Source organism: Kribbella turkmenica, assembly GCF_004348725.1.
In the GTDB taxonomy this organism is placed as follows: Bacteria; Actinomycetota; Actinomycetes; order Propionibacteriales; family Kribbellaceae; genus Kribbella; species Kribbella turkmenica.
Map to the genome: position 1 here is coordinate 35,851 of NZ_SMKR01000018.1, position 24,481 is coordinate 60,331.

Here is a 24,481-nt window from a genome sequence, read left to right on the forward strand (position 1 = left end):
GATGTCTGTTTCGTTCAAGACCCTCGCGGGCAGGTGCGGCAAGGTATCGGCATGGACATCTTCAACGCAGGTCGGGATTTCGTACGCCGCGAGGGACGGCTGGTGGAGAGCCGGTTGTTCGCCGCGGTCTTCGAGGAGGCTGACGCGGGCGGCGTCGTGGACGCGTTGCGTGGTTACCAGAACGCGGACGGCGGCTTCGGCCACGGGCTGGAGCCGGACAAGCGCTGCCCGGACAGCCTCGCACTCGACGTGCAGGTCGCCTTCGAGACCCTGCTGACCGCCGGCGCGCGGGACGACGAGATGGTCCGGCGGGCTGTCGACTGGCTCGACTCGATCGCGACCCCGGACGGCGCGGTCCCGCTGTGCGGCCCGGTGATCGAGGGCTACCCGCGGGCCGAGCACATGACCGAGTGGACGTACGAGCCCGGCCTGAACCCGACGGCCGGTCTGGTCGGACAGCTCCACCGGTTCGGCTTCGAGCACCCGTGGCGGGACAAGGCCGGTGCATGGTGCGCCGCCGAGCTGGCCAAGGGCTTCCCCGAGGACGCCCACGGCATGCACGTCGCGATGGAGTTCCTGGAGCACACCGACGACGTCGACCTCGACAAGGTCCGGGACTGGCTGCCCAAACTCAACTGGTACCGCGCCGACGCGGCCGACCCGGAGTACGGCGTCACCCCGCTGCACCTTGCGCCGACGCCGGACAGCTTCTGGCGCGGGCTCTTCGACGACTCCCAGCTCGAGGCCCACCTCGACCGCCTGGTCGCCGACCAGCAGTCCGACGGCGGCTGGACCCTCACCTGGGAACCGCCGGGCACCTCCTCCACCCTCGCCTACCGAGGCATCGTCACCATTGCGGCCCTTCGCACCCTGAAGGCCTACGGCCGGCTCTGAGAAGACTGTGCGTTCGGCTCTGAACTCCGACCGCTCACCGATGACCGGTTGCGAGTGTGCGGCGACTCCGGGTGAGATCGAAGGGAACGTCCCGTTTCCGCCCAGACGAAGGTGGTCTCATGCGCCGTCTCAAACAGCTCGTCGCCGCTCTGGCGCTGCTCGCGCTTCCGCTCACTCCCACCGCCTCGGCCTCGCCGTCACCCGACTGGATCGGCAGCTGGGCCGTCGCCGTCACTCCACCGGGTACGTCGGGGCTTTCGGCCACCGGTGTCACCGACACGACCCTCCGGCAGGTGGCTCACCTGAGCGCCGGCGGCTCGGAGCTGCGGCTGCGGCTGTCCAACGTCTACGGTAGGTCCCCGCTCGTCGTCGGCAAGGTGACGCTGACGCCGCGAGGTGACGACCTCGCGGGGACGCCGACGGTCGAGCCGTCCAAGCTGGTCCCGGTGCTGTTCGGCGGCCGGCCGTCGGTCACGATCCCGGTGGGTACCGAGTGGGTGTCCGATCCGGTGCGCCTCGCCGTACCGGACGACACCGACCTGGTCATCAGCACGTACTTCCCTGGTCCGACGGGCCCGCTGACCCAGCACCCGGCCGGTTACGCCACGAGCTTCCTGGCCACCGGTGACCAGACCGGCGGCGACGGGTCGCAGTACCAGGCGATCTCCGGGATGGCCCGGTACATCATCGAAGGTGTCGACGTGCGGAGCCGGGTGCGCGGCTCGGTCGTGCTGTTCGGCGACTCGATCACCGACGGCGTGGTGTCGCCGATCGACCAGAACCTGAGGTACCCGGACCAGTTGGCCGACCGGCTGCTGGCCGGGCCGGCGCACCGTGAGCTCGGCGTTCTCAACGCCGGGATCAGCGGCAACCGCCTGCTCAACAACGCCGGTACGGCGGGCGACTCGGCGCTGGCGCGGTTCGACCGGGACGTGCTCGGGCAGGCCGGCGTGCAGACCGTCGTACTGCTCGAGGGCATCAACGACATCGGTGGCAGCCGCGGCGCGGTCGAGCCGGCGGCGTTGATCGCCGTGCACCGGCAGTTCATCGAGCGGGCGCACCAGGCCGGGCTGAAGGTGATCGGCGCGACGCTGACGCCGTACGAGGGCGCCGGCTACTACACGCCCGAAGGGGAGGCGGACCGGCAGGCGCTCAACCACTGGATCCGGACGTCCGGTGAGTACGACGCCGTCGTCGACTTCGACAAGGCGGTCCGCGACCCGGCGGCACCGTCCAAGATGCTGCCGGCGTACGACGTCGGCGATCACCTGCACCCGAACGCCGAAGGCTTCAAGGCAATGGCACAGGCCTTCGAGCTCAAGGAGCTCTAGCCGGACTCGGCGGGATGCTCGACCTGGCGGTCGCCCCACTGCGTGAGCAGGCCGCGGGCGATCTCCAGGTCCTCCCGCAGTGAGCGGTCGGTCAAGTCGCCGGGCAGCGCGGCCAGTGCGTCGGCGAGCCACGGCCCGACCGCGGCCGGTGCGAGATCGTCGGGCGACAGTCCGGCCAGGCGGATCGCCCGTACCGCGGTGACCAGTTCGCTGGCGAGCACCTCGCGCAGTGCGTCGAGGAGCTGTGCCGTCAGTACGGCGGCCTGGGGCGCGAAGCTGGCGTGGTGCTCGGCGCCCCGGGACAGCGTCGCCGTGCCGAGAGTCGCGGGCTGCGCCGACGACCGGACCGCCGCCAGCGCGTCGTGGGCGACGTACTCGATCATCATCACGCCCGAGCTCGCCGCGGCACCGCTGGCCAGGAACCGGCTCAACCCGGTGAACTCCGGATCGACCAGGTTGGCGACGCGGGACGTCGACAGCGTCGCCACGCTGTGCAGGCTGAGCCGGAGGGAGTCGAGGGCGAGCGCGATCGGCATCGCGTGCCAGTTGCCGTTGTGCAGCACGGTGTCACCGGCCACCAGTGGATTCTCCGCGGACGCGTTGATGTCGATCCGCAGGCCGTTGCCCAGAGCGTCTGCATGGTCGACGGCCGGGCCGAGCACCTGGGCGAACGCCCGCAGGCCGAACGGGTCCTGGACCCGGGCCGGCGGGATCGGCAGACCGTCCAGCAGTCCGCGCATCCGCCGCGCGACCCGAACCTGCCCCGGCTGCGGGCGGGCCTCCTGCACGCGAACGTCGTACACCTCGGCGTTGCCGCGGAGCGCGACGTGCGACAGGGCGCCGACCAGCGGTACGACGTTGATCAGCGTGGCGGCCTCGACGTACGCCAGACAGCACTCGGCGAGCGTGATCGCGTTGCTGGACAGCAGTGGCAGGGCGCTGGTCCCGTCGACGACGTCGCCGAGGGCGAGGCCGAGCTCGGCCAGCGGACCGAGGTCACCGGTCCCGATGGCGCCGCCGCGGTGCAGATCGGGCAGCTCGTCGTCGTTGAGCAGGGCAACGATCGCGTCGGCGACCTCGGGTTCCAGCCCCGAGCCGCCGGCCGCGAGCTGGTTCACCCGGATCAGCAGCCCGAGCCGGACCGCGTCCTTGGGGTACGACGTCGTACCGGTGGTGGAGTGTGATCCGAGCAGACGGGCACCGTGCTCGGGGTCCGATGTCAGCACGTCGCGGTTCGCGCCGACCCCGGTCGTCCGCCCGTAGACGGGTCGGTGCCGGGCCACCTCGGCCACCGTGGCGGCCGACTCACTCATCCGCTTGCGGGCGTCGTCGCTCAACCGCACCGCGGTCCGCCGCTGCCCGAGGGCAACGGCCTCCAGCGGGGTCAGGCCGACCCCGGAAAGCTCCACCGGTTCCACAGCCCCAGTGTGAGACCTGGCCGCCGGTCCTGGCGTCACCCGCGGAACGCTTCCCGTCTCGGATCTCAGACACAAGCCGGCACTCGGGTCCCTGGACAAGAAACCGGGGCCTGGAACAGGCAATTCCCTGTTCCAGGCCCCGAGAACCTGTGGCCGGCCGCGGCGGGTTACGCCTTGCCGTAGCGCTTCTTGAACTTCTCGACCCGGCCCTGGGTGTCCATCACGCGCTGCTGGCCCGTGTAGAACGGGTGCGTCGCGGACGAGATCTCGACGTCGACGACCGGATAGATGTTCCCGTCGTGCCAGACGATGGTCTCGTTGCTCTCGCGGGTCGAACCGGTGAGGAAGCTGAAGTCGCCGGACTTGTCCCGGAAGACGACCCGGCGGTAGTCGGGATGGATGTCCTTCTTCATGCAGCGGTACTTCCTTCCAGATAAGGGGCGAACGGATCGGTCAGGGGGTGGACCGCTTCGTCCGCACGTAGGACACAACCGTCGAGCCGCTCGCGGAATTCCCGGACGTCCAGGTCGATCCCGGTGAAGGACAGGTACGACGCCCGGTCGCCGTGCCGGGGGTGCCACTCGAGGGCCGACCGGGCTTGGTGCTGCTGCCCGACCCCGGTCCACCGGTCCGCCGGGAGGTCGGCCAGCCATGGGCCGAGCACCCCGACCGAGATGTTCGTGCCGAAGTTGTCCCAGCTGAGCCGGTTGCGGTGCTGCGTCGCGATCCACAGGGTCCCGCGGCCGCGCGCCGTACCGGCGACCAGGTCCTCCAGGGCGTCGTACAGCCGTTCGGGGTGGAACGGCCGGTCCGACTGCCAGACCAGGGTGCGGACCGGGCCGTCCTCCAGCGGGGCGCCGATCGACCCCGGCTCCGACCCGGTCCTGTCCGGGTCATGCAGTCGGAGGCCGAGGAGTCCGGCCGGTGTGGTCCGGACGAGCAGTCGGGGGTTGATGGCCTGGGTCATGGCCCGGACGGTGCTGTCGTCGGTGGTCAGGACGGCCGCGTTCGCGTACTCGAGCTGGCGTGCGATCACTTCGGCGATCGCGCGGTTGTCCTCGGCGGCGGTCGGGATGCCACGCTCCTGGATGGACCCGTCGCCGGTGAGGTCGTCGATCACGGTGCGGGTGTCGATCGTGGTGACGATCGCGTCGACGCGCAGTTCCCCGGACGTCTCCCGGGTGATCTCCTCGGCCAGCGCCTTGGTGTCCCCGGCGCCGGGCACCGACACGATCGCGGCGCCGTACCGCTCGACGGCCGCGATACTGTCCAGCAGCGCGACGAGCGAGCCGCGCATCGCGCAGGAGACGCACGGGTGACCCAGCCGGATCATCTCGCGGTCGATCACCCCGCCGGCGGTTCGGGCGATCCGGACGACGGACCCGCCGGCCAGAGCACCGACGTCGTACTCGACCAGGACACCGGCCGGACCGGCGGCGGCGAGCAGATGGCCCGCCACGGCGGCGCGGAACGGCTCGTCGACACCCGTCAGCAAGGTCACCGGTAGCATCAACACTCCTGCCTTATTGAAAATGGTTACCAGTACAAGGTAACCTCCGGAGCGGAATACCGGCTACCCGGCCGACGTTCTGCTCAGCGAGGGTCACCCGCCAGGTGATCCAGGAAAGGACAGTATGGCCAAGCGCAACGACCTCCGCCCGATCGTCAAGCTCCGCAGCACGGCGGGCACCGGCTTCACCTACGTCACGCGGAAGAACCGCCGGAACAATCCCGACCGCCTGGTGATGCGCAAGTACGACCCCGCCGTCCGCCGGCACGTGGACTTCCGCGAAGAGCGTTGATAGCGAACACCTGGTAGTGCTCCGGCCGCGACGTGGATGCCGCGGCTGTGGGTGACGCGACGGCCCTCCTCGAAGTCAGGTGGTTTCGAGGAGGGCCGTCGTACGTCAGGCGCTCGAGCGACTGCCGGAACGGGATGCGGTGATCCTCAGGCGTGGGTGGAACTACCCGTGCAAACGGCGAGTGAGTGCCGTCGCGGCCTGGCGGATTCGGTGGGCCAGGAGGCGGCGTTCAGCGGGTGGTACGGCGTCGGTGCGGAAGGTGACGCTGATCGCGGCGACCGGGTGGCCGGCGTGGTCGACGGCGGCGCTGGCGACGGACGAGACCCCGGGGCTGATGAACGAGTCCTCGACCGCGAACCCCTGGCGCTTCTCGTCAGCGAGCAGACGACGAAGCTGCGTCAACGTCTGCGGCCCCTTGTCCGTGCGCCGTACGAAACTCTCCGGACCCGGAAAGAGCGCCCGCACCTGGGCGGCCGGCAGCTCCGCCAGCAACGCCCGCCCGGACGCGGTGAGCGTCGCGGGCAACCGGACGCCGACATCCGTGACCAGCGTGACCGGCCGCGGCGGCTGTTCCTTCAACAGGTAGACCAGCTCCCGCCCGTGCAGTACGCCGAGATGCGCGGTCTGACCCACCTCCGCGACCAACTGGACGAGCAACGGACGCGCCAGCCGCTCCAGGGGATCGTGCCGCAGGTACGCCGACCCGATCTCGAACGCCGCCACCCCGAGCCCGTACCGCTTCTCCTCCGGCAGGTGGACGACGAAGCCCTCATCGATCATTGCCCGCAGCAAGTGGTACGTCGACGAGCGCGGCAGGCCGACCGCGGAGGCGATGCGCTCCATCGGCACCGGTCCGGGCTGGGTGGCCAGGAAGGTCAGCACCCGCAGCGTGCGGGTCGAGGCGGGAACGTTGCCGCTCACAACGGCAGCGTAGCCGCGAACTATCGGATTGCGGACGATTCCCGTGACCGGGCGCGGCTGCGCCGCAGCCAGACGCGGAGACCTTCACCGGCGAGCGCCGGCCCGAACAGGCCGCCGGCGACCAGCCAGTCGACATCCTGGTCGTCCCCGGACAGCAGAACGCCGGCTCCGAGGGAGAGGACCGCGAAGAACACGAGGACGAGAAAGAGGCGCATCAGAGGTTCTTCTCCGCGGTATAGGCGGCCGACGACACCTGGTAGCCGAGCCAGGAGTTCACCGCCAGCATCGGCGCGTTCCCCGCGTCGTTGCCGGTGTAGGCCTGAATGAATCCCGCGTCGCGGGCGCGTGCGAGAGCCGCCGACTTCACCACCTTCGCCAGCCCGCGGCCGCGCTGCGCCGGGATCGTGCCGGTCAGGTTGGACCAGATCACCCGCCGCTCCGGGTCGGCCGTCGTGACTACGAAGGACGCGACGGTCCCGCCGTCGAGCACGGCGACGCTGAGGTCGCGGCGCAGATCCGCGTGACCCCAGTCCGTGGCCAGCCACTCGTCGTACGGCGGTGCGAGCGACAGGCCACTCGGGTCACCCTTCGCGACGGCCACGACCGCCCGCCACACCTGCTCCGGCTCCACCTGGTCGAAGTCGACGTCGCGCAGGCCTTCGGGCGGAGCGGCCGGTGCGGGTACGGCGCTCAGATCGGCCCGGGAATGGCTCATCCGGCGACCGATGGTGAATCCGCGCCGGGTCGCGAACTCCTTGGACTCCTCGCTGTCGTCCACCACGACCAGCAGACTGGCCGCACCGGCCTTCGCCGCTTTCGCGGTGACGGCCTCGGCCAGCGCGCCGCCGATGCCACGCCGGCGTTCGCCGGGCGGCACCTGCACCGAGATCCGCACCCGCGGCGCCTGCTCACCGGGATCGGGCAGGAACACGTTGCCGTAGCCGACCACCTCGGCGCCGTCGACCGCGATCAGCACGATCCGGCGGGTGCTGTTGCGCAGTTCGGCCTCGATCCCGCGCGCCGTCTTCACCAGTTGCGGCATCGCGGCGGCCCAGACCCGGGCGATCCCCACCGCATCCTCCGGCCCCGCCGTCCGGATCTCGAACACCATCCCTGAACTTTAGGTGGCCGATGGGCCATGTCTCAGATGCGAGACAGAAAGTGCATGGCGCTGCTGTCGGATCACCGGGCCGCGCGGTGGAATGAACGCGTGGATGAGCAGAACGAGGTGATCGTCGGCGTCGGGCCGCTGCGGGCGGCCGACGTGGTCGCGGTGGCCCGGTACGGAGCCCGGGTGCGGGTCGACGACCAGGCGCTCGAGGAGATCGCGAAGTCGCGGGCCGCGATCGAGGCACTCGCCCATGCGGACACCCCGCACTACGGCGTCTCGACCGGATTCGGTGCCCTGGCGACCCGGCACATCGCCCCGGAACTGCGCGCCCAGTTGCAGCGCAGCCTGGTCCGGTCGCACGCCGCCGGCTCCGGTCCGGAGGTGGAGACCGAGGTCGTCCGTGCCCTCGCGCTGCTGCGATTGTCGACCCTCGCGACCGGCCGCACCGGTGTCAGGGTCGAGACAGCCCAGGCGTACGCCGACCTGCTCAACGCCAACCTGACGCCGGTCGTCCACGAGTACGGCAGCCTCGGGTGCTCCGGTGACCTCGCGCCCCTGTCCCACGTCGCGCTCGCGGTGATGGGGGAGGGCTTCGTCCGAGATGCCGACGGCAACCTTCTCGAGGCCGGCCGGGCCCTGGCCGACCACGGCCTGCGGCCGGTCGTGCTGGCGGAGAAGGAAGGCCTCGCGCTGATCAACGGCACCGACGGCATGCTCGGCATGCTGGTGCTCGCCCTCGCCGACCTCGACCGGCTGGTCAAGACCGCCGACCTGGCTGCCGCGATGAGCGTCGAGGGCCAGCTCGGCACCGACCGGGTGTTCGCGGACGACCTGCAGGCTCTGCGGCCGCATCCAGGCCAGCGGTCCGCCGCCGCCAACCTGCGCGCGATCCTCGCCGGCAGTGCGATCGTCGCGAGCCACCGCGGTCCGGACTGCAACCGGGTCCAGGACGCCTACTCCCTGCGCTGCTCGCCGCAGGTCCACGGTGCCGCCCGCGACACCGCGGCGCACGCCGCGACGGTCGCCGACCGCGAGCTGGCCGCCGCGATCGACAATCCGGTCGTGCTGCCCGACGGGCGGGTCGAGTCGAACGGCAATTTCCACGGCGCGCCGGTCGGCTACGTGCTCGACTTCCTCGCGATCGCTGTCGCCGATCTGGCCGGCATCAGTGAACGGCGTACCGACCGGTTCCTCGACGTCGCCCGGAACCACGGGCTGAACGCGTTCCTGGCCGACGATCCCGGTGTCGACAGCGGTCACATGATCGCGCAGTACACCCAGGCGGCGATCGTGTCCGAGCTGAAGCGGCTGGCCGCGCCGGCCAGCGTGGACTCGATCCCGAGCAGCGCGATGCAGGAGGACCACGTCTCGATGGGCTGGTCGGCCGCCCGCAAGCTGCGCACGGCGATCGACGGGCTGCAGCGCGTCCTGGCCATCGAGATCCTGACCGCCGCGCGGGCGCTCGACCTGCGCAGACCTCTCGCCCCGGCCCCGGCCACCGCCGCCGTCCGGGACGTACTGCGGGAGCACGTCGAGGGCCCGGGCACCGACCGGCACCTCGCGCCCGAGATCGAGCACTCCGTCCGGCTCGTTGCTGACGGCACCTATTTGTCCGCTGCCGAGGCCGTCACCGGCCCACTCGCCTAGAAAGGCTGGATCACCCATGTCCGGACCCCGTCCCGTGCGCGCCCCCCGCGGTACCACCCTGACCGCCCGCGGCTGGCAGCAGGAGGCCGCGCTGCGGATGCTGCAGAACAACCTCGACCCCGAGGTGGCCGAGCACCCCGACGAGCTGGTCGTGTACGGCGGCTCCGGTAAGGCGGCCCGGGACTGGAACTCCTTCGACGCGATGGTCCGGACGCTGACCACGCTGAAGGACGACGAGACCATGCTGGTGCAGTCCGGCCGGCCGGTCGGCGTGCTGCAGACGCACGAGTGGGCACCGCGGGTGCTGATCGCGAACTCGAACCTGGTCGGCGACTGGGCCACCTGGGAGGAGTTCCGCAAGCTGGAGGCGATGGGCTTGACGATGTACGGCCAGATGACGGCCGGCTCGTGGATCTACATCGGCACCCAGGGCATCCTGCAGGGCACCTACGAGACCTTCGCCGCGGTCGCGGAGAAGAAGTTCGGCGGCTCGCTGGCCGGCACGATCACGCTGACCGCCGGGCTCGGCGGGATGGGCGGTGCGCAGCCGCTGGCCGTCACCATGAACGACGGTGTGGCGATCTGCGTCGACGTCGACCCCACCCGGATCGACCGGCGGATCGAGCACCGTTACCTGGACGTCCGCGCGGACTCGCTGGAGGAGGCGCTGCGGCTGGCCGAGGAGGCGAGGAAGGCCCGGCGACCGCTGTCGATCGGTGTCCTCGGCAACGCCGCGGTGATCGTGCCGGAACTGCTGGAGCTCGGCGCTCAGATCGACGTCGTCACCGACCAGACCTCGGCCCACGACCCGCTGATGTACCTGCCGGCCGGGATCGAGTTCGACGACTGGACGACGGCCCGGGAGAAGGACCCGGCCGGGTTCACCGAGCGCGCGCAGGCCTCGATGGCCCGGCACGTGGCCGCGATGGTGGGCTTCCAGGACGCCGGCGCAGAGGTGTTCGACTACGGCAACTCGATCCGCGACGAGGCCCGCAAGGCCGGGTTCACGCGCGCGTTCGACTTTCCGGGCTTCGTCCCGGCGTACATCCGGCCGTTGTTCTGTGAGGGCAAGGGCCCGTTCCGGTGGGCCGCGCTGTCGGGCAACCCGGCCGACATCGCGAGGACCGACCAGGCGATCCTCGACCTGTTCCCGGACAACGAGCACCTGACCCGGTGGATCAGGATGGCCGGTGAGCGGGTCGCGTACCAGGGGCTGCCGGCAAGGATCTGCTGGCTCGGCCAGGGCGAGCGGGACAAGGCCGGCGTCCGGTTCAACGAGCTGGTCGCGTCCGGCGAGCTCGAGGCGCCGATCGTGATCGGCCGGGACCACCTGGACACGGGCAGCGTCGCGTCGCCGTACCGGGAGACCGAAGGCATGCTGGACGGCTCGGACGCGATCGCGGACTGGCCGTTGCTGAACGCGATGGTGAACGTGGCCAGCGGCGCGTCCTGGGTGTCGATCCACCACGGTGGCGGCGTCGGCATGGGCCGGTCCATCCACGCGGGCCAGGTATCGGTTGCCGACGGCACCGACCTGGCGCGGCAGAAGCTGGAGCGGGTACTCAGCAACGACCCGGCGATGGGTGTCATCCGGCACGTCGACGCCGGTTACGACAAGGCAGCAGAGGTTGCCGCCGACCGGGGGGTCCGGGTTCCGATGCAGGAATCCTGACCACTGAGTGCGACCATGGGAATCTCTATCGCTGTGGTGCACTTCCCGCGGAGCGAGAAATCGGGCGATCACGTGGCTTCGGTCTCTCGTTCCGCTAGGGTCGATCGGGCGACCGACGACGAGCGCGAAGGGGCGCCATGATCGAGTTCGAGGACGTCACCAAGCGGTATCCGGACGGCACACTCGCCGTCGACACGCTGTCCCTGCGGATCCCGAGCGGTCAGATCACCGTGTTCGTGGGCCCGTCGGGCTGCGGCAAGACCACGTCGCTGCGGATGATCAACCGCACCATCGAGCGGACCAGCGGGACGATCTCGATCGACGGCGAGGACATCACCAGCAAGGACCCGGTGACGCTGCGGCGCGGGATCGGGTACGTGATCCAGCACGCCGGCCTCTTCCCGCATAAGACCGTGGTCGACAACGTCGCCACTGTGCCGAAGCTGCTCGGCTGGGACAAGCGCAAGACCCGCGACACCGCGATGGAGCTGCTGGAACGCGTCGGCCTCGACCTCAAGCTGGCCGAGCGCTACCCGGCCCAGCTGTCCGGTGGCCAGCAGCAACGAGTCGGGGTCGCCCGCGCGCTCGCGGCCGACCCGGCGATCATGCTGATGGACGAGCCGTTCAGCGCCGTCGACCCGATCGTCCGTCACCAGTTGCAGGAGGAGCTGCTCCGGCTGCAGCGCGACATCGGCAAGACCATCGTGTTCGTCACCCACGACATCGACGAGGCGATCAAGCTCGGCGACAACGTCGCGGTCCTGCGGGTCGGCGGCAAGCTCGCGCAGTTCGCGCCGCCGTCCGAGCTGCTGGCGAATCCGGTCGACGACTTCGTCCGGGGATTCGTCGGCCAGGACCGGGGGTACCGAGCGCTCACGTTCGTGCACCCCCAGGAACTTCCGGTCGAACCGTTGCCGTCCGAGCTCGTGCTCGACGACTCCGGTGCGCCGGTCGGCTGGCGTGCCGACCACGAGCTGCTGCCGATCGGCGCCGTGTTCAAGCAGGGTGACTCGTTGCGGGCCGCGCTGGACGCCGTACTGACCTCTCCGACCGGCCGCGGCATCTGCGTGGACGACAGTGGCAAGGCCCTGGGAGTCTTCGACCAGGCCATCGTCGCAGAGGCGCTCCGGTCATGACTGTGCACCTGGCCACGCCTCCGTCGCGGGGGTCGTGGGGCTTCGACTCCCGATGCCCCCTCGTCGCCCCAGTCGCTACGCTGCCTGCGCTCCTCAGTCCGAACCAGGAGGCCCCATGACCTGGACAGCAGACAACCTCGGGCTGATCTGGGAACAGTTGCGTGAGCACCTCTACCTGGCGATCGTCCCGGTGATCCTCGGACTGCTGATCTCGGTGCCGCTCGGGTACGTCGCCACCCGGTTCTCGTGGCTGGCGAATCCGCTGATCGCCCTCGGCGGCGTGCTGTACTCACTGCCCTCGATCGCGTTGTTCATCGTGCTGCCGGCGATCCTCGGGACCAAGGTGCTGTCGACGGTGAACATCATCGTCGCGCTGACCGTCTACACGGTCTCCCTGCTCATCCGGAACGTGATCGACGGGCTGCGCTCCGTTCCCGCGGAGGTCCGCCAGTCGGCGGTCGCGGTCGGGTACGGCCCGTTGCACCGGCTGTTCGCGGTCGATCTGCCGATCGCCGTACCGGTGATCTTCGCCGGCCTCCGGGTCGTCACCGTCGCGAACATCTCGATGGTGAGCGTCGGTGCGGTGATCGGCATCGGCGGTCTGGGCGAGCTCTTCACCCAGGGCTTCCAGAAGGACTTCCTCACCCCGGTCGTGGTCGGCGTGGTGCTCTCGGTGCTGCTGGCCCTGCTGGCTGACCTGGTGCTGGTCGGACTGCAGCGGATCCTGACTCCCTGGGCGCGCGTGATCGCCGCTCCTCCGGTGGAGGTGGCCTGACATGTGGGAGTACCTGACCGACTCGTTCAACTGGTCCGGCCCGGAAGGGATCTGGGCCCGGATCATCGAGCACATCTGGTACACGTTCGCCGCCCTCGGGATCTCCGCGGCCATCGCGCTGCCGGTCGGCCTGCGGATCGGCCACACCCGGCGCGGGGCCTTCCTGGCGATCAACCTCGGCAACGCGGCCCGCGCCCTGCCGAGCCTCGGGCTGCTGATGCTGGCGGTGCTGCTGACCGACCAGATCGGCTTCCTGCCGGTGCTGATCGCGCTGGTCGCCCTCGGGATCCCGCCGATCCTGGCCTCGACGTACGCCGGCCTGTCCGGTGTCGATCCGGCCACGATCGACGCGGCCCGGGGGATGGGGATGACCGGACGAGAGATCCTGACGAAGGTGGAGATCCCGATCGCGATGCCGCTGATCATCTCCGGTCTGCGCGGCGCGACCCTGCAGATCGTCTCGACCGCGACGATCGCCGCGCTGGTGTCCCTCGGCGGTCTCGGCCGCTACGTGGTCGACGGGTTGAAGCTCCGCGACTTCCCGCAGATGTTCACCGGCGCGCTGCTGGTGGCCCTGCTCGCCATCGGTCTCGACGTGCTGTTCGCCGTCCTCGGCCGCGTCGTCGTCTCGAACGGCCTGAAGGCCGACTGAAGTGTCGGACCGGCCTGATCTGATGAACCTGACGAACCGCCCCATCGAAATATCCACCGGTAACGGCCGGTGGCTGACCAGACACTGGAGGCTCTCGTGTTGAGATCCACACTCGTCCGAACTGCGATCGCCGGGGTGGCGATGCTCGGCCTGGCCGGTTGTGGGGGTGGAGGCGATCAGCTGGGCGACAGTGACGCGGGTTCATCGCCCGCGCCGGACAAGGTCACCAGCATCACCGTCGGCTCGGCGGACTTCTCCGAGAGCCAGCTGCTGGCGGAGATCTACGGTCAGGCGCTGGCCGCGAAGGGCGTCGAGGTCACGCAGAAGCCGAACATCGGCAACCGCGAGACCTACATGGCCGCGATCAAGGACGGCTCGGTGCACCTCCTGCCGGAGTACACCGGTGCCGCGCTGCACTACTTCAAGTCCGACTCCACCGAGACCGAGGAGCAGGCGACGTACGACGCGCTGAAGTCGTCGCTGCCGTCCGGGCTCGAGGTGCTGGAGAAGTCGCCGGCGGCCGACGAGGACACCATCGTGGTGACTAAGGCGACCGCGGACAAGTACGGCCTGAAGACGCTGGCCGACCTGAAGCCGGTCGCGAAGGACATGGCCGCGGGCGGCAGCTCCGAGTTCAAGGTGCGCGACGCCGGGCTGAAGGGGCTGAAGGAGAAGTACGGCGTCGAGTTCGGCAAGGAGTACAAGACGCTCGACGCGGGTGGTCCGCTGAGCCTGAAGGCCCTGCTGGACAACCAGATCCAGGTGTCGAACTTCTTCACCACCCAGGCGCTGATCAAGGACAACAACCTGATCATGCTGGAGGACCCGGAGAACATCCTGCCGCCGAACAACGTCGTTCCGCTGATCCGGACCGACCACAAGTCGGACGACGTCGCCGCGGCGCTGAACGCGGTGTCCGCCAAGCTGACCACGGAGGCGCTGACCGAGATGGTCAAGCGGATCGACGTCGGCAAGGAGTCGCCGAACGCGGTCGCCAAGGACTGGCTGTCGAAGAACCCGCTGTCTTGAGCTTCGAGGACATGTGGGCGGCGCTGGCCGCCGTCGGCCGGGACCCCGACACCGGGGGTTACCGCCGCGGCGGCTGGACGCCGACCGAACGCGAAGCCACCGCCTGGTTCACCGACCAGTGCACCCGCCGGAACCTGACCCTGGAATCCGACGGCATCGGCAACCTCGTCGCCTGGTGGTCTCCGCGTGGCGAGCCGGCTCGCCACGCGGAGCTCGGCATACCGGGTGCTCCATCGAGCACCGGCACCCGGGATTCCGCAACCGCCGCCGGCCGCCGGGGCACGGGCCTGGGCGCTGGGGATGCTGCGGCGTCTCCAGCCAGTCCCGGCTCTGCTGCAACCCCGGCCGGAGGGCCGGCCTCCCGGCCGGGCATCGTCACCGGAAGTCATCTGGATTCGGTGATCGACGGTGGGGCTTTCGATGGGCCGTTGGGGGTGGTTTCGGCTCTGGCGGCGGTGGACCTGTTGCGGGCTGAGGGCTTCGAGCCGTCCGTGCCCATCGGGGTCGGGGCGTTCGTGGAGGAGGAAGGGTCGCGGTTCGGGATGCCTTGCCTGGGGTCTCGGGTGGCGGCGGGAGTCCTGCCTGCGGAGCGGGCGCTGGCGTTGACTGATCGGCAGGGGGTGTCGCTGGCGGCGGCGCTCGAGGCGGCGGGGACGGATCCGGCGGGTGTCGGGCCGTCGCCGTTGCTGGCGAAGATGGGGACGTTCGTCGAGTTGCACGTCGAGCAGGGGCGCGGGCTGACCGCGCCGGTCGGGGTGGCGAGCTCGATCTGGCCGCACGGGCGGTACCGGTTCACCTTCGGCGGCGAGGCCAACCACGCCGGCACGACCCTGATGGAAGACCGCCACGACCCGATGCTCACCTACGCCATGACCGCCCTGGCCGCCAACAAACAGGCCCGCCTCACGGGCGCCCGCGCGACCTTCGGCCGAGTCTCCGTCGAGCCCAACGGCACGAACGCGGTGCCGTTGCAGGTGACCGCCTGGCTGGACGCCCGCGCCGCCGACGAGGCCGCCCTCGAATCGTTGCTTGCAGCAATCACCAGGCAGGCGGCCGAGCGCGCCGAACGCGACGGTACGACGCTCGACGTCGTCCCCGAGTCCGTCTCCCCGAGCGTGGACTTCCCGGCCGGGTTGCGCGACCGCCTGGTCGACGTACTCGACGGCGCGCCGGTGCTCCCGACCGGGGCCGGACACGACGCCGGGGTGTTCTCGGCCGCCGGCGTCCCGACCGCGATGCTGTTCGTGCGGAATCCGACCGGCATCTCGCACTCACCGGCCGAGTTCGCCGAGCCTGACGACTGCCTGGCCGGCGTGGACGCGCTGGCCGCCGTACTGAGGGATCTCGCGAAGTGACGTCGTACTGGTGCTCGAGCGCCCTCCTGCCGACCGGGGTCGCCGAGCGCGTATTGGTGACAATCGCCGACGGACGCTTCGCCGCGGTCGAGACGAACGCCGAGCCCGGCGACGCGATCCGCCTCCGCGGCCTGGTCGTCCCGGGACTGGCGAACTGCCACAGCCACGCCTTCCACCGGGCGCTCCGCGGCCGGGCGCAGACCGGGCGCGGCACGTTCTGGACGTGGCGCGAGCGGATGTACGCGGTCGCGTCGATGCTCACCCCGGAGTCGTATTACCAACTCGCCCGCGCCGTGTACGGCGAGATGGTGCTGGCCGGGATCACCGCGGTCGGCGAGTTCCACTACCTGCATCACGCCCCCGGCGGCCGCCGCTACGACGACCCGAACGCGATGGGTGCCGCATTGATCGCGGCCGCCCGCGACGCCGGCATCCGGATCACCTTGCTGGACACGTGTTACCTCGCCGGCGGGATCGACCAGCCGCTCAACTCCGTGCAGGAGCGGTTCAGTGACGGCGACGCCGCCCGCTGGGCCGCCCGGGTCTCGGCCCTGACCGGCTCCGACGACGTCGTGATCGGCGCGGCCGCGCATTCGGTCCGCGGAGTGCCTCAAGATCAGCTCGGCGCGGTCGCGTCCGCGTTCCCGGACGCGCCGCTGCACATCCACCTGTCCGAGCAGGTCGGCGAGAACGCGGCCTGCCTCGACGCCTACGGTCGTACGCCGGCCCAGGTCCTGGACGAGAGCGGCTTCCTCAGCGGACGGACGAGTGCCGTGCACGCCACGCAGCTCACCGACGTCGACGTGGGTGTGCTCGGCAGCTCGGCGACGTACTCCTGCTTCTGCCCGACGACCGAGCGGGATTTGGCCGACGGCATCGGCCCGTCGGTGGCGCTGCGGGACGCCGGGTCGCCGTTGACCCTCGGGTCGGACAGCCACGCGGTGATCGACCTGTTCGAGGAGATGCGCGCGGTCGAGCTCGACGAGCGGCTCGCCTCGCAGGAACGCGGCCACTGGTCCGCGACCGAGTTGCTCAAGGCGGCGACGGCCGACGGGCACCGGTCGATCGGGTTCGCCGACGCTGGCGTGATCGAGGCCGGTGCTCGTGCCGACCTAGTCGCCCTTCGCCTGGACAGCGTGCGTACGGCGGGGACCGGAGGAACAGTGGAGACCGCCGTGTTCGCGGCGTCGGCCGCCGATGTCACCGACGTGGTCGTCGGCGGACGGCGACTGGTTGCTGATGGCAATCATGTGAAGCTGGACGTGGCGGCGGAGCTGACAGCCTCGATCGGAGTAGTGACCGCGTGACCTCGCTGTTGCTGACGAACATCGGTTCGCTGGTGACCAACGACCCGGCCCGCGGCGAGCCGCTCGGCGAACTCCGGGACGCCGCGCTGGTGGTCGAGGGCAGCAAGGTCGCCTGGGTCGGGCGGCGTCAGGACGCCCCGGCGGCCGACGGGGCTGTGGACCTCGGTGGGCGGGCGGTGATCCCGGGGTTCGTCGACTCGCACGCGCACCTGGTGTTCGCCGGCGACCGCGCCGACGAGTTCGCCGCCCGGATGACCGGTACGCCGTACTCCGCGGGCGGGATCCGGACGACGGTGGCGGCGACCCGGCAGGCCACCGACCAGGCGCTGACCGCGAACGTCGGCCGCCTGGTCACCGAGATGCGCCGGCAGGGGACCACCACGGTCGAGATCAAGTCCGGGTACGGGCTGACGGTCGCCGACGAGGCGCGGGCGCTACGGATCGCGGAGCAGTTCACCGACGAGACCACCTATCTGGGGGCGCACGTCGTACCGGCGGAGTTCGCCGACGACCCGGCGGGCTATGTGTCTGTGGTGACCGGTCCGATGCTCGACGCGGTCGCGGAGCACGCCAAGTGGATCGACGTCTTCGTCGAACGCGGCGCCTTCGACGAGGACCAGGCCCGGGCGATCCTGACCGCCGGGCAGAGGAAGGGCCTGGTCGCCCGGGTGCACGCGAACCAGCTCGGCGAGGGCCCAGGCGTCCAGTTGGCCTGCGCGATCGGGGCGGCCGCGGCCGATCACTGCACCTACCTGTCCGACGCCGACATCGACGCCCTCGCCTCGACCGGCGTGGTCGCGGGGTTGCTGCCCGCGGTCGAGTTCTCGACGCGGTCGCCGTACCCGGATGCCCGGCGGCTGATCGACGCGGGAGTGACGGTCGCCCTGGCCACCGACTGCAACCCGGGCTCCGGCTACTCATCCTCCATGCCGCTGTGCATCGCGCTGGCCGTGCGCGAGATGCACATGACCCCGGCCGAGGCGTTGTGGTCCGCGACCGCGGGCGGTGCGGCGTCGTTGCGGCGTACCGATGTCGGCCGGCTGACCCCGGGGGCCCGGGCCGACCTGGCCGTGCTCGACGCGGCGTCGTACATCCACCTGGCGTACCGTCCCGGCGTCCCCCTGGTCAGCCAGACGTTCACCGGCGGCCGCCCGGTCTAGGGACGGTGGACGCCCACCCCATCACAACCCTCGTAACACACGCCGCCTCCGGCTCCCGCTGACGCTCCCACGCGAATTGTGATGGCCTGGAGATCCGGCGATCGCCTGCCGGATCACCTCCACCACCCATGCTGGGTCGAACATCACGTCCTCCCACGAGAAGCGCAGCAGACGCCAGCCGCGGATGGTGAGGTTGACGTGCCGGCGGCAGTCTCGCGTGAGCGCGATCCGCGTGCCGTGGTGAGCGAAGCTGTCGGCCTCCAACGCGATCAGGAGTTCTGGGTGGCCCAGGTCGACCCGGGCGGAGAAGCCGTGGTCCCGAACCGCCACCTGGGGCTCGAAGCCCTCGATTCGAGCCTCGATCAGGAGGGATCGAAGCGTGGACTCCAATGGCGACTCGGCCCGGCCGTCCGCGGCGGCCGCGACCCGCCGGGCGCGACGAGAACCGGGACCGGTCAGAGCGGTGGCCCCTATCAGCAGCTGCGATCGGTCCACTGCGCCCAGCCGGAGGGCCGAGTCCGCGACAGTGAGCGCCGCCGGGAAGGAGAGAGTGCGCGCACAATCCAGCACTGTTCGGAGCTTGCCGGTGCACCGGCCATCGGACGGGACGCCATCGGCCCAGTGCAGGTCGCAGTCGAGCTGACTCAAGCGGCGGTGCTGCCCGCGCGGCACGGTGACGTGGGGCTTGCCCGGCAGTTCGAGCACTGCGAATCCGTGCAGAACGGCGGCGCTCAGGTGTGAGACCACCCCACCCTGAGCGCGGGCGGCGGCGAGCGCGTCGGTTGCCGGCGGAACGGCGTACACACCCTTCGCGATGCGCCTGATCGTGCCGTCGGCCAAGGCCGTCCGGATGACACGCCCGGAGACGACCGCGCGAAGTTCGGCGAACGTCGCCGTACCCGCGCGACGCTGGAGGACATCGAGAACCTCGGACATGCGCCGATGGTGGCGGAAATCGGCCGGGGTTCGTCGAGTGTTGTCCACAGCCGGACCGCCAGGCCATCACAAGGCGGCGTCAACGCGCGAGGTCACCGCGGTGGCGGGATGCGGTCGACCATTGTGATGGCCTGGCGGTCCGTGCCGACAACCGTCGTACGTCGATCAGGCCTCGGAGCGGCCAGGCACCGTCCACGCACCCGAATCAGGCACGAGCTAGTCGCTGAGCTCCTTCGAGCACAGTGCGGTGGTGGTGCCGTCCGGGCGGCGGAGCTTGCCGACCTCGACGAAGTCGCGGCCGGCGTGGAACGCGAGGCCGGCGACGTCCGGCGGGTCGGAACGGATCCCGCAGACCAGCCGGTCGAATGGCTTGGCGGACCGCTCGACCGCGCGGTACACCGCGGTCGCGATGCCCTGGCGGCGGTGCTCCTCGGCGACCACGATCCGGTCGAGGTGCAGGAACCGGTCGGCGTACGTCTCGGCGAACCACTGGAAGTCGCGTCCGTCGTGCGCGGAGCCGGGTGCGAAGGTCAGCACGAAGGCCGCCACCTCGTCGTCCACCTCGATCACGGCGGCGTGCGCGGCGATCAGCCGGAGCCAGTCGAGCCGGTCCGGACCGAGGGGCTCGACCAGGCCGTCGTCTGCGGCGGCGGCGTTCAGGGCAAGCACCGCCGCTTCGTCGGCAGAGGTCATGGGGCGGAGCTTCACTGTGACACCATCGCACGGTAAGCGTTTGCCCCGGGAGGGGTCTCCTGGACCCACCCCGGCCGACCCCGGAAAATCGGGGGTCCCCTTGGGAATGACCTGACCGATGTGCAATGTTGAGCCTAGTGAACTCAAGTTTGTTCAGTCACGGATTTGAAACCGAGGCGGACGAACGGCAACATTGAGTCTGCATCACTCAACTCTGTGGAGGTAAAAGCATGGCCCGCGCGGTCGGTATCGATCTCGGTACGACGAACTCCGTCATCGCCGTACTGGAAGGTGGCGAGCCCACCGTCATCCCCAACGCCGAGGGAGCGCGCACGACGCCCTCGGTGGTGGCCTTCGCCAAGAACGGCGAGGTCCTGGTCGGCGAGGTGGCGAAGCGCCAGGCCACCACGAACGTCGACCGCACGATCCGGTCCATCAAGCGCCACATGGGCGAGGACTGGAGCACGACGATCGATGGTAAGAAGTTCACCCCCCAGCAGATCAGTGCGTTCGTGCTGCAGAAGCTGAAGCGGGACGCCGAGGCGTACCTCGGGGAGCAGGTCACCGACGCGGTCATCACCGTGCCGGCCTACTTCTCCGACGCGCAGCGCCAGGCGACCAAGGAGGCCGGTGAGATCGCCGGCCTGCAGGTGCACCGGATCGTCAACGAGCCGACCGCGGCCGCGCTCGCGTACGGCCTGGACAAGGGCACCGAGCAGACCATCCTGGTCTTCGACCTCGGTGGTGGCACGTTCGACGTGTCGCTGCTGGAGATCGGCGACGGCGTCTTCGAGGTGAAGGCGACCAGCGGTGACAACCACCTCGGTGGTGACGACTGGGACCAGCGGATCGTCAACTGGCTGGTGACCCAGTTCAAGAACAAGAACGGCACCGACCTGTCCGGCGACAAGATGGCCATGCAGCGGCTGCAGGAGGCCGCCGAGAAGGCCAAGATCGAGCTGTCCGCCGCGGCAGAGACCACCATCCACCTGCCGTACCTGAGCCTGACCGAGTCCGGCCCGCTGCACCTGGAGGAGAAGCTCTCCCGGGCCGAGTTCCAGAAGATGACCAACGACCTGCTGGAGCGCGCCCGCGCCCCGTTCAAGGCGGTCATCAAGGACGCCGGTATCGACGTGGCGAAGATCGACCACGTGATCCTGGTCGGCGGTTCGACCCGGATGCCCGCGGTGGCCGACCTGGTCAAGGAGCTGACCGGTGGCAAGGACCCGAACAAGGGTGTGAACCCGGACGAGGTCGTCGCCGTCGGCGCCTCCCTGCAGGCCGGTGTGCTGAAGGGTGAGGTCAAGGACGTCCTGCTGCTCGACGTGACCCCGCTGAGCCTGGGTATCGAGACCAAGGGCGGCGTGTTCACCAAGATCATCGAGCGCAACACCACGATCCCGACCAAGGGCTCGGAGATCTTCACCACGGCCGAGGACAACCAGCCGTCGGTGATGATCCAGGTCTACCAGGGTGAGCGGGAGATGGCCCGGGACAACAAGTCGCTGGGCAACTTCGAGCTGACCGGCCTGCCGCCGGCGCCGCGCAACGTGCCGCAGATCGAAGTCACCTTCGACATCGACGCGAACGGCATCGTGCACGTCAACGCCAAGGACCTGGCCACCGGCAAGGAGCAGCGGATGACCGTCACCGGCGGTTCCGCGCTGCCGAAGGACGACATCGACAAGATGGTCCGCGACGCCGAGCAGTACGCCGAGGAGGACCGCAAGCGCCGTGAGGCGGTGGAGAACCGCAACCAGGCCGAGGGGCTCGTCTACCAGACCGAGAAGTTCCTGTCCGAGAACGAGGACAAGGTCCCGGACGACGTCAAGACCGAGGTCAAGGACGGTGTCGCCGAGCTGAAGAAGGCGCTCGAGGGTGACGACGCCGACGCGATCAAGGCCGCGTCGGAGAAGCTTGCCCAGTCCAGCCAGAAGATGGGTGCCGCGATGTACGCGAACGCCCAGGCCGCCGGCGACTCCGCTGACGAGAGCACGTCGTCCGACAGCACCTCGAGCACAAGCAGCGACGACGACGTCGTCGACGCCGAGATCGTGGACGAGGACCGGCCGCAGGACAAGACGGAGGACAAGTGACGGATCGACCGACTGGCAGCGAGTTCGGCGACGGCGACCCCGTCGTCCGGGACAAGCGCCGGATCGACCCGGACACCGGCGCGCTGCGGGAGCCGTCCACGTCGGACGCTCCCGCCGCGGGCGCGGCTCCGGGCATGCCGGGCACCCCGGGCGCGCAACCGCCGCGGGACCCGTCGGACCTCATCGGCCCGTCCGCCCAGGAGGCACTGTTGACCGAGGCGCTGGCCGAGCGTACGGCGGACCTGCAGCGACTGCAGGCGGAGTACGTCAATTACAAGCGCCGGGTGGACCGGGACCGGGAGGCGTCCCGGGAGCTCGTCATCGGCTCGGTGCTCACCGAGCTGCTCGGGACCCTGGACGACATCGGCCGGGCCCGCGAGGCCGGTGAGCTGGAGGGCGCGTTCAAGGCGGTCTCGGAGTCGCTCGAACGGGTCACCGAAAAGCTCGGTCTGGTGAGGTACGGCGAGCCGGGCGACCCGTTCGACCCGCGGATCCACGAGGCCCTGCTGCACAACTACTCCGACGAGGTGGACGGCCCGACCGCGACCATGGTCATGCAGCCGGGGTACCGCCTCGGCGAGCGGGTCCTGCGGGCCGCCCGGGTGGCGGTGTCGGAACCGACTGAGCAACTGCCGGCCGAGGCCGCGAAGGCCGACGGACCGGTGGAGAGCACAGATGACGACCAGCCCGCAGACAAGTCTGCGGAGTAACAGCGACGGCGGGAGAGGAGGCGTCGGATGAGCACGAAGGACTGGCTCGAGAAGGACTTCTACAAGGTTCTCGGCGTCTCCAAGTCCGCCGATGCCGACGAGATCAAGAAGGCCTATCGCAAGCTGGCGCGCAAGTACCACCCGGACTCCAACGCCGGGGACGCCGGCGCGGAGGCGAAGTTCAAGGAGGTCTCCGAGGCGTACGACGTCGTTGGCGACCCGAAGAAGCGCAAGGAGTACGACGAGGCCCGCCGGCTGTTCGGCAGCGGGGGCTTCCGGATGCCGAGTGGCAGTGGTACCGGCGGCGGCTTCAACTTCGACGTCGGTGACCTGTTCAACCGCGGCGGTGCCGGTAGCGCCGGCGGCGGTCTCGGCGACATCCTGGGCGGCATGTTCGGTGGCGGCCGGACCACGACCACCACGTCGACGGCGCGGCCGCGGCGCGGTGCCGACATCGAGACCGAGGCGACGATCGAGTTCGCCGAGGCCGTCAACGGTGTCACCGTCGGGCTCCGGATGACCAGCGACGAGCCGTGCAAGACGTGCCGCGGCACGGGTGCGAAGTACGGCACGGTGCCGAAGGTCTGCCTGAAGTGCGAGGGCACGGGCATGCAGACCTCGGTCCAGGGCGGCGTGTTCGCCATGACCGAGCCGTGCACCGAGTGCAGGGGGCGCGGCCTGGTCGTCGACCAGCCGTGCGAGACCTGCCACGGCTCCGGCCGCGGGCAGTCGAGCAAGACCATGCAGGTCCGCATCCCGGCGGGTGTGCAGGACAACCAGCGGATCCGGCTCAAGGGCAAGGGCGCGGCCGGCGAACGAGGTGGCCCCGCGGGCGACCTCTACGTCACCGTGCACGTCAAGCCGCACCGGATCTTCGGCCGTCAGGGCGAGCACCTGACGCTGAACGTCCCGGTGAGCTTCACCGAGGCGGCGCTGGGCGCGGAGATCAAGGTTCCGACCCTGGACGGCCTGCCCGTCACGGTCCGGATCCCGGCCGGTACGGCGAACGGCAGCAAGCTGCGCGTCCGCGGCAAGGGATCGGTCCGCCGGGACGGCACCAAGGGCGATCTGCTGCTCACCCTCGAGGTGCAGGTCCCGCACGAGCTGAGCGAGGAGCAGCGCGCCAAGCTGCAGGAGTTCAGTTCCGCGTCGGATCAGCCTGACCTGCGGGCCGGGTTGTTCGGGAGCCCGTGATGGGCATCCCGTTCAGCCAGGTGCCGACCTGGGACGACCGCACCCCGATCTACGTGATCTCGGTGGCCGCCCAGCTGGCCGGCATGCATCCGCAGACCCTGCGCCAGTACGACCGGCTCGGCCTCGTGGTGCCGAGCCGGGCGTCCGGCCGCGGCCGGCGGTACTCGGCGTATGACGTGGCGAAGCTGAGGTACGTGCAGCACCTGTCCCAGGACGAAGGCGTCAACCTGGCGGGCATCCGGCACATCCTCGCGCTGCAGTCCGAGGTGGAGGGTCTGCGCAGGCGGGTCAACCAGCTGCTGGCCGAGGTCCAGCGCGGTGTCGGTGCGTCCAGGCAGAGCACCGGCAGCCGGGTCTTCTCGGCCGGTCCGGCCGGCGACGTGATCGCCATGGGCCGGCAGCAGACCACGGCCCGCTGGATCCGGACGCGGCCCCTGGAGCTGGGTCCCCGCTGACAGCGGCCGGCCTGCGCCCTGATCCGGGCGCAGGGCCGGCCGAGACCGGCTCGGCGATGCACCGAGCCCGGTACCGTTCGCCCGATGCGCCGAGCGTTCGAGACCGCTCGGCCGATGCGTCGAGCCTTTGACCCCGGAGGCGTCCGCCCCCCTCGGACCCTCCGGCTGGTGGAGGCTGTCGTCCCCC

General features: G+C 70.2%; 24 protein-coding genes. 16 read left to right on the forward strand and 8 right to left on the reverse strand.

The window, feature by feature from the left end; all coding sequences use genetic code 11:
• Positions 1-51: 51 nt before the first annotated feature.
• Together E1218_RS06375 and E1218_RS06380 are read left to right on the forward strand one after the other, a co-directional pair.
• Positions 52-894: a prenyltransferase/squalene oxidase repeat-containing protein gene (locus tag E1218_RS06375; protein ID WP_132317226.1), complete on the forward strand. Its 843-nt coding sequence runs from the start codon at positions 52-54 to the stop codon at positions 892-894.
• Between the two features lie 119 nt (positions 895-1,013).
• Positions 1,014-2,225: an SGNH/GDSL hydrolase family protein gene (locus tag E1218_RS06380; RefSeq protein ID WP_132317228.1), complete on the forward strand. Its 1,212-nt coding sequence runs from the start codon at positions 1,014-1,016 to the stop codon at positions 2,223-2,225.
• On the opposite strand, the gene E1218_RS06385 is transcribed toward E1218_RS06380, so the two are convergent.
• The 3 genes from E1218_RS06385 to E1218_RS37720 form a co-directional block, all read right to left on the reverse strand.
• On the reverse strand, positions 2,222-3,643 hold the full coding sequence (locus tag E1218_RS06385) for an aromatic amino acid lyase (protein WP_233712051.1): 1,422 nt from the start codon (positions 3,641-3,643) through the stop codon (positions 2,222-2,224). The genes E1218_RS06380 and E1218_RS06385 overlap by 4 nt on opposite strands.
• A 167-nt stretch (positions 3,644-3,810) precedes the next feature.
• Positions 3,811-4,056, reverse strand: a complete 246-nt coding sequence (locus E1218_RS06390) for a type B 50S ribosomal protein L31 (RefSeq protein ID WP_132317232.1) — start codon at positions 4,054-4,056, stop codon at positions 3,811-3,813.
• A complete protein-coding gene (locus tag E1218_RS37720) occupies positions 4,053-5,153 on the reverse strand; it encodes a CobW family GTP-binding protein (RefSeq protein ID WP_132317234.1) in 1,101 nt (366 codons plus the stop codon). Before E1218_RS37720 ends, E1218_RS06390 begins: the two co-directional genes overlap by 4 nt.
• Before the next feature lie 124 nt (positions 5,154-5,277).
• Here E1218_RS37720 and rpmG point away from each other — a divergent pair, with 124 nt between their 5' ends.
• The gene (rpmG, locus tag E1218_RS06400; protein WP_132317236.1) at positions 5,278-5,445 is read left to right on the forward strand and encodes a 50S ribosomal protein L33; all 168 of its coding nucleotides are present in this window, start codon (positions 5,278-5,280) and stop codon (positions 5,443-5,445) included.
• 162 nt (positions 5,446-5,607) lie between these two features.
• Here the strand turns inward: rpmG and E1218_RS06405 are convergent, their stop codons facing one another.
• The 3 genes from E1218_RS06405 to E1218_RS06415 are packed head-to-tail and all read right to left on the reverse strand — an operon-like array spanning position 5,608 to position 7,477.
• Positions 5,608-6,366, reverse strand: coding sequence for an IclR family transcriptional regulator (locus E1218_RS06405; protein ID WP_132317238.1), 759 nt, complete (start codon positions 6,364-6,366; stop codon positions 5,608-5,610).
• A gap of 20 nt (positions 6,367-6,386) precedes the next feature.
• Positions 6,387-6,581 carry a hypothetical protein gene (locus E1218_RS06410; protein ID WP_132317240.1) on the reverse strand — a complete coding sequence of 65 codons (195 nt, stop codon included), beginning with the start codon at positions 6,579-6,581 and terminating at the stop codon, positions 6,387-6,389.
• Positions 6,581-7,477: a GNAT family N-acetyltransferase gene (locus tag E1218_RS06415; RefSeq protein WP_233712052.1), complete on the reverse strand. Its 897-nt coding sequence runs from the start codon at positions 7,475-7,477 to the stop codon at positions 6,581-6,583. Before E1218_RS06415 ends, E1218_RS06410 begins: the two co-directional genes overlap by 1 nt.
• Positions 7,478-7,531: 54 nt before the next feature.
• Here E1218_RS06415 and hutH point away from each other — a divergent pair, with 54 nt between their 5' ends.
• The 9 genes from hutH to hutI all read left to right on the forward strand — a co-directional run bounded on the left by hutH (position 7,532) and on the right by hutI (position 18,210).
• A complete protein-coding gene (gene hutH / locus E1218_RS06420) occupies positions 7,532-9,124 on the forward strand; it encodes a histidine ammonia-lyase (protein WP_132317274.1) in 1,593 nt (530 codons plus the stop codon).
• A 16-nt stretch (positions 9,125-9,140) separates the two neighbouring features.
• Complete coding sequence (gene hutU / locus E1218_RS06425) at positions 9,141-10,796, forward strand: urocanate hydratase (protein ID WP_132317242.1); 1,656 nt, start codon at positions 9,141-9,143, stop codon at positions 10,794-10,796.
• Positions 10,797-10,933: 137 nt separating this feature from the next.
• Entirely contained in the window at positions 10,934-11,932 is a 999-nt protein-coding gene (locus E1218_RS06430) for an ABC transporter ATP-binding protein (RefSeq protein WP_132317244.1), read from the forward strand.
• A 115-nt stretch (positions 11,933-12,047) separates the two neighbouring features.
• Positions 12,048-12,707 carry an ABC transporter permease gene (locus E1218_RS06435; RefSeq protein ID WP_132317246.1) on the forward strand — a complete coding sequence of 220 codons (660 nt, stop codon included), beginning with the start codon at positions 12,048-12,050 and terminating at the stop codon, positions 12,705-12,707.
• A 1-nt stretch (position 12,708) separates the two neighbouring features.
• On the forward strand, positions 12,709-13,359 hold the full coding sequence (locus E1218_RS06440; protein ID WP_132317248.1) for an ABC transporter permease: 651 nt from the start codon (positions 12,709-12,711) through the stop codon (positions 13,357-13,359).
• A 99-nt stretch (positions 13,360-13,458) separates the two neighbouring features.
• The gene (locus E1218_RS06445) at positions 13,459-14,388 is read left to right on the forward strand and encodes an ABC transporter substrate-binding protein (RefSeq protein WP_407657581.1); all 930 of its coding nucleotides are present in this window, start codon (positions 13,459-13,461) and stop codon (positions 14,386-14,388) included.
• Positions 14,389-14,399: 11 nt separating this feature from the next.
• Positions 14,400-15,743 (forward strand): allantoate amidohydrolase, encoded by a 1,344-nt coding sequence (locus E1218_RS06455; protein WP_233712057.1) that lies wholly within the window; start codon positions 14,400-14,402, stop codon positions 15,741-15,743.
• Positions 15,740-17,050 carry a formimidoylglutamate deiminase gene (locus tag E1218_RS06460; RefSeq protein ID WP_132317250.1) on the forward strand — a complete coding sequence of 437 codons (1,311 nt, stop codon included), beginning with the start codon at positions 15,740-15,742 and terminating at the stop codon, positions 17,048-17,050. The genes E1218_RS06455 and E1218_RS06460 overlap by 4 nt, the downstream gene beginning before the upstream one ends.
• On the forward strand, positions 17,047-18,210 hold the full coding sequence (gene hutI, locus E1218_RS06465; protein WP_132317252.1) for an imidazolonepropionase: 1,164 nt from the start codon (positions 17,047-17,049) through the stop codon (positions 18,208-18,210). The genes E1218_RS06460 and hutI overlap by 4 nt, the downstream gene beginning before the upstream one ends.
• Positions 18,211-18,231: 21 nt before the next feature.
• On the opposite strand, the gene E1218_RS06470 is transcribed toward hutI, so the two are convergent.
• Together E1218_RS06470 and E1218_RS06475 are read right to left on the reverse strand one after the other, a co-directional pair.
• Positions 18,232-19,146, reverse strand: a complete 915-nt coding sequence (locus tag E1218_RS06470) for a type IV toxin-antitoxin system AbiEi family antitoxin domain-containing protein (RefSeq protein ID WP_132317254.1) — start codon at positions 19,144-19,146, stop codon at positions 18,232-18,234.
• Positions 19,147-19,362: 216 nt separating this feature from the next.
• Positions 19,363-19,839: a GNAT family N-acetyltransferase gene (locus tag E1218_RS06475; protein ID WP_132317256.1), complete on the reverse strand. Its 477-nt coding sequence runs from the start codon at positions 19,837-19,839 to the stop codon at positions 19,363-19,365.
• 230 nt (positions 19,840-20,069) lie between these two features.
• Here E1218_RS06475 and dnaK point away from each other — a divergent pair, with 230 nt between their 5' ends.
• Genes dnaK through E1218_RS06495 form a run of 4 tightly spaced genes read left to right on the forward strand, consistent with a single transcriptional unit; the run spans position 20,070 to position 24,294 of the window.
• The gene (dnaK, locus tag E1218_RS06480) at positions 20,070-21,935 is read left to right on the forward strand and encodes a molecular chaperone DnaK (RefSeq protein WP_132317258.1); all 1,866 of its coding nucleotides are present in this window, start codon (positions 20,070-20,072) and stop codon (positions 21,933-21,935) included.
• The gene (gene grpE / locus E1218_RS06485; RefSeq protein ID WP_132317260.1) at positions 21,932-22,645 is read left to right on the forward strand and encodes a nucleotide exchange factor GrpE; all 714 of its coding nucleotides are present in this window, start codon (positions 21,932-21,934) and stop codon (positions 22,643-22,645) included. The genes dnaK and grpE overlap by 4 nt, the downstream gene beginning before the upstream one ends.
• Positions 22,646-22,672: 27 nt before the next feature.
• On the forward strand, positions 22,673-23,839 hold the full coding sequence (dnaJ, locus tag E1218_RS06490) for a molecular chaperone DnaJ (protein WP_132317262.1): 1,167 nt from the start codon (positions 22,673-22,675) through the stop codon (positions 23,837-23,839).
• Positions 23,839-24,294: a heat shock protein transcriptional repressor HspR gene (locus tag E1218_RS06495; RefSeq protein ID WP_132317264.1), complete on the forward strand. Its 456-nt coding sequence runs from the start codon at positions 23,839-23,841 to the stop codon at positions 24,292-24,294. The genes dnaJ and E1218_RS06495 overlap by 1 nt, the downstream gene beginning before the upstream one ends.
• The last annotated feature ends 187 nt before the right edge of the window (positions 24,295-24,481 follow it).

Bases quoted from the DNA above. Each gene is read 5' to 3' on its own strand.
- E1218_RS06375 (WP_132317226.1), top strand. From the start codon at position 52: ATGGACATCTTCAACGCAGGTCGGGATTTCGTACGCCGCGAGGGACGG.
- E1218_RS06380 (WP_132317228.1), top strand. From the start codon at position 1,014: ATGCGCCGTCTCAAACAGCTCGTCGCCGCTCTGGCGCTGCTCGCGCTT.
- E1218_RS06390 (WP_132317232.1), bottom strand. From the start codon at position 4,056: ATGAAGAAGGACATCCATCCCGACTACCGCCGGGTCGTCTTCCGGGAC.
- E1218_RS37720 (WP_132317234.1), bottom strand. From the start codon at position 5,153: ATGCTACCGGTGACCTTGCTGACGGGTGTCGACGAGCCGTTCCGCGCC.
- rpmG (WP_132317236.1), top strand. From the start codon at position 5,278: ATGGCCAAGCGCAACGACCTCCGCCCGATCGTCAAGCTCCGCAGCACG.
- E1218_RS06410 (WP_132317240.1), bottom strand. From the start codon at position 6,581: ATGCGCCTCTTTCTCGTCCTCGTGTTCTTCGCGGTCCTCTCCCTCGGA.
- E1218_RS06415 (WP_233712052.1), bottom strand. From the start codon at position 7,477: ATGGTGTTCGAGATCCGGACGGCGGGGCCGGAGGATGCGGTGGGGATC.
- hutH (WP_132317274.1), top strand. From the start codon at position 7,532: ATGGCGCTGCTGTCGGATCACCGGGCCGCGCGGTGGAATGAACGCGTG.
- hutU (WP_132317242.1), top strand. From the start codon at position 9,141: ATGTCCGGACCCCGTCCCGTGCGCGCCCCCCGCGGTACCACCCTGACC.
- E1218_RS06430 (WP_132317244.1), top strand. From the start codon at position 10,934: ATGATCGAGTTCGAGGACGTCACCAAGCGGTATCCGGACGGCACACTC.
- E1218_RS06435 (WP_132317246.1), top strand. From the start codon at position 12,048: ATGACCTGGACAGCAGACAACCTCGGGCTGATCTGGGAACAGTTGCGT.
- E1218_RS06440 (WP_132317248.1), top strand. From the start codon at position 12,709: ATGTGGGAGTACCTGACCGACTCGTTCAACTGGTCCGGCCCGGAAGGG.
- E1218_RS06455 (WP_233712057.1), top strand. From the start codon at position 14,400: ATGTGGGCGGCGCTGGCCGCCGTCGGCCGGGACCCCGACACCGGGGGT.
- E1218_RS06470 (WP_132317254.1), bottom strand. From the start codon at position 19,146: ATGTCCGAGGTTCTCGATGTCCTCCAGCGTCGCGCGGGTACGGCGACG.
- E1218_RS06475 (WP_132317256.1), bottom strand. From the start codon at position 19,839: ATGACCTCTGCCGACGAAGCGGCGGTGCTTGCCCTGAACGCCGCCGCC.
- dnaK (WP_132317258.1), top strand. From the start codon at position 20,070: ATGGCCCGCGCGGTCGGTATCGATCTCGGTACGACGAACTCCGTCATC.
- dnaJ (WP_132317262.1), top strand. From the start codon at position 22,673: ATGAGCACGAAGGACTGGCTCGAGAAGGACTTCTACAAGGTTCTCGGC.
- E1218_RS06495 (WP_132317264.1), top strand. From the start codon at position 23,839: ATGGGCATCCCGTTCAGCCAGGTGCCGACCTGGGACGACCGCACCCCG.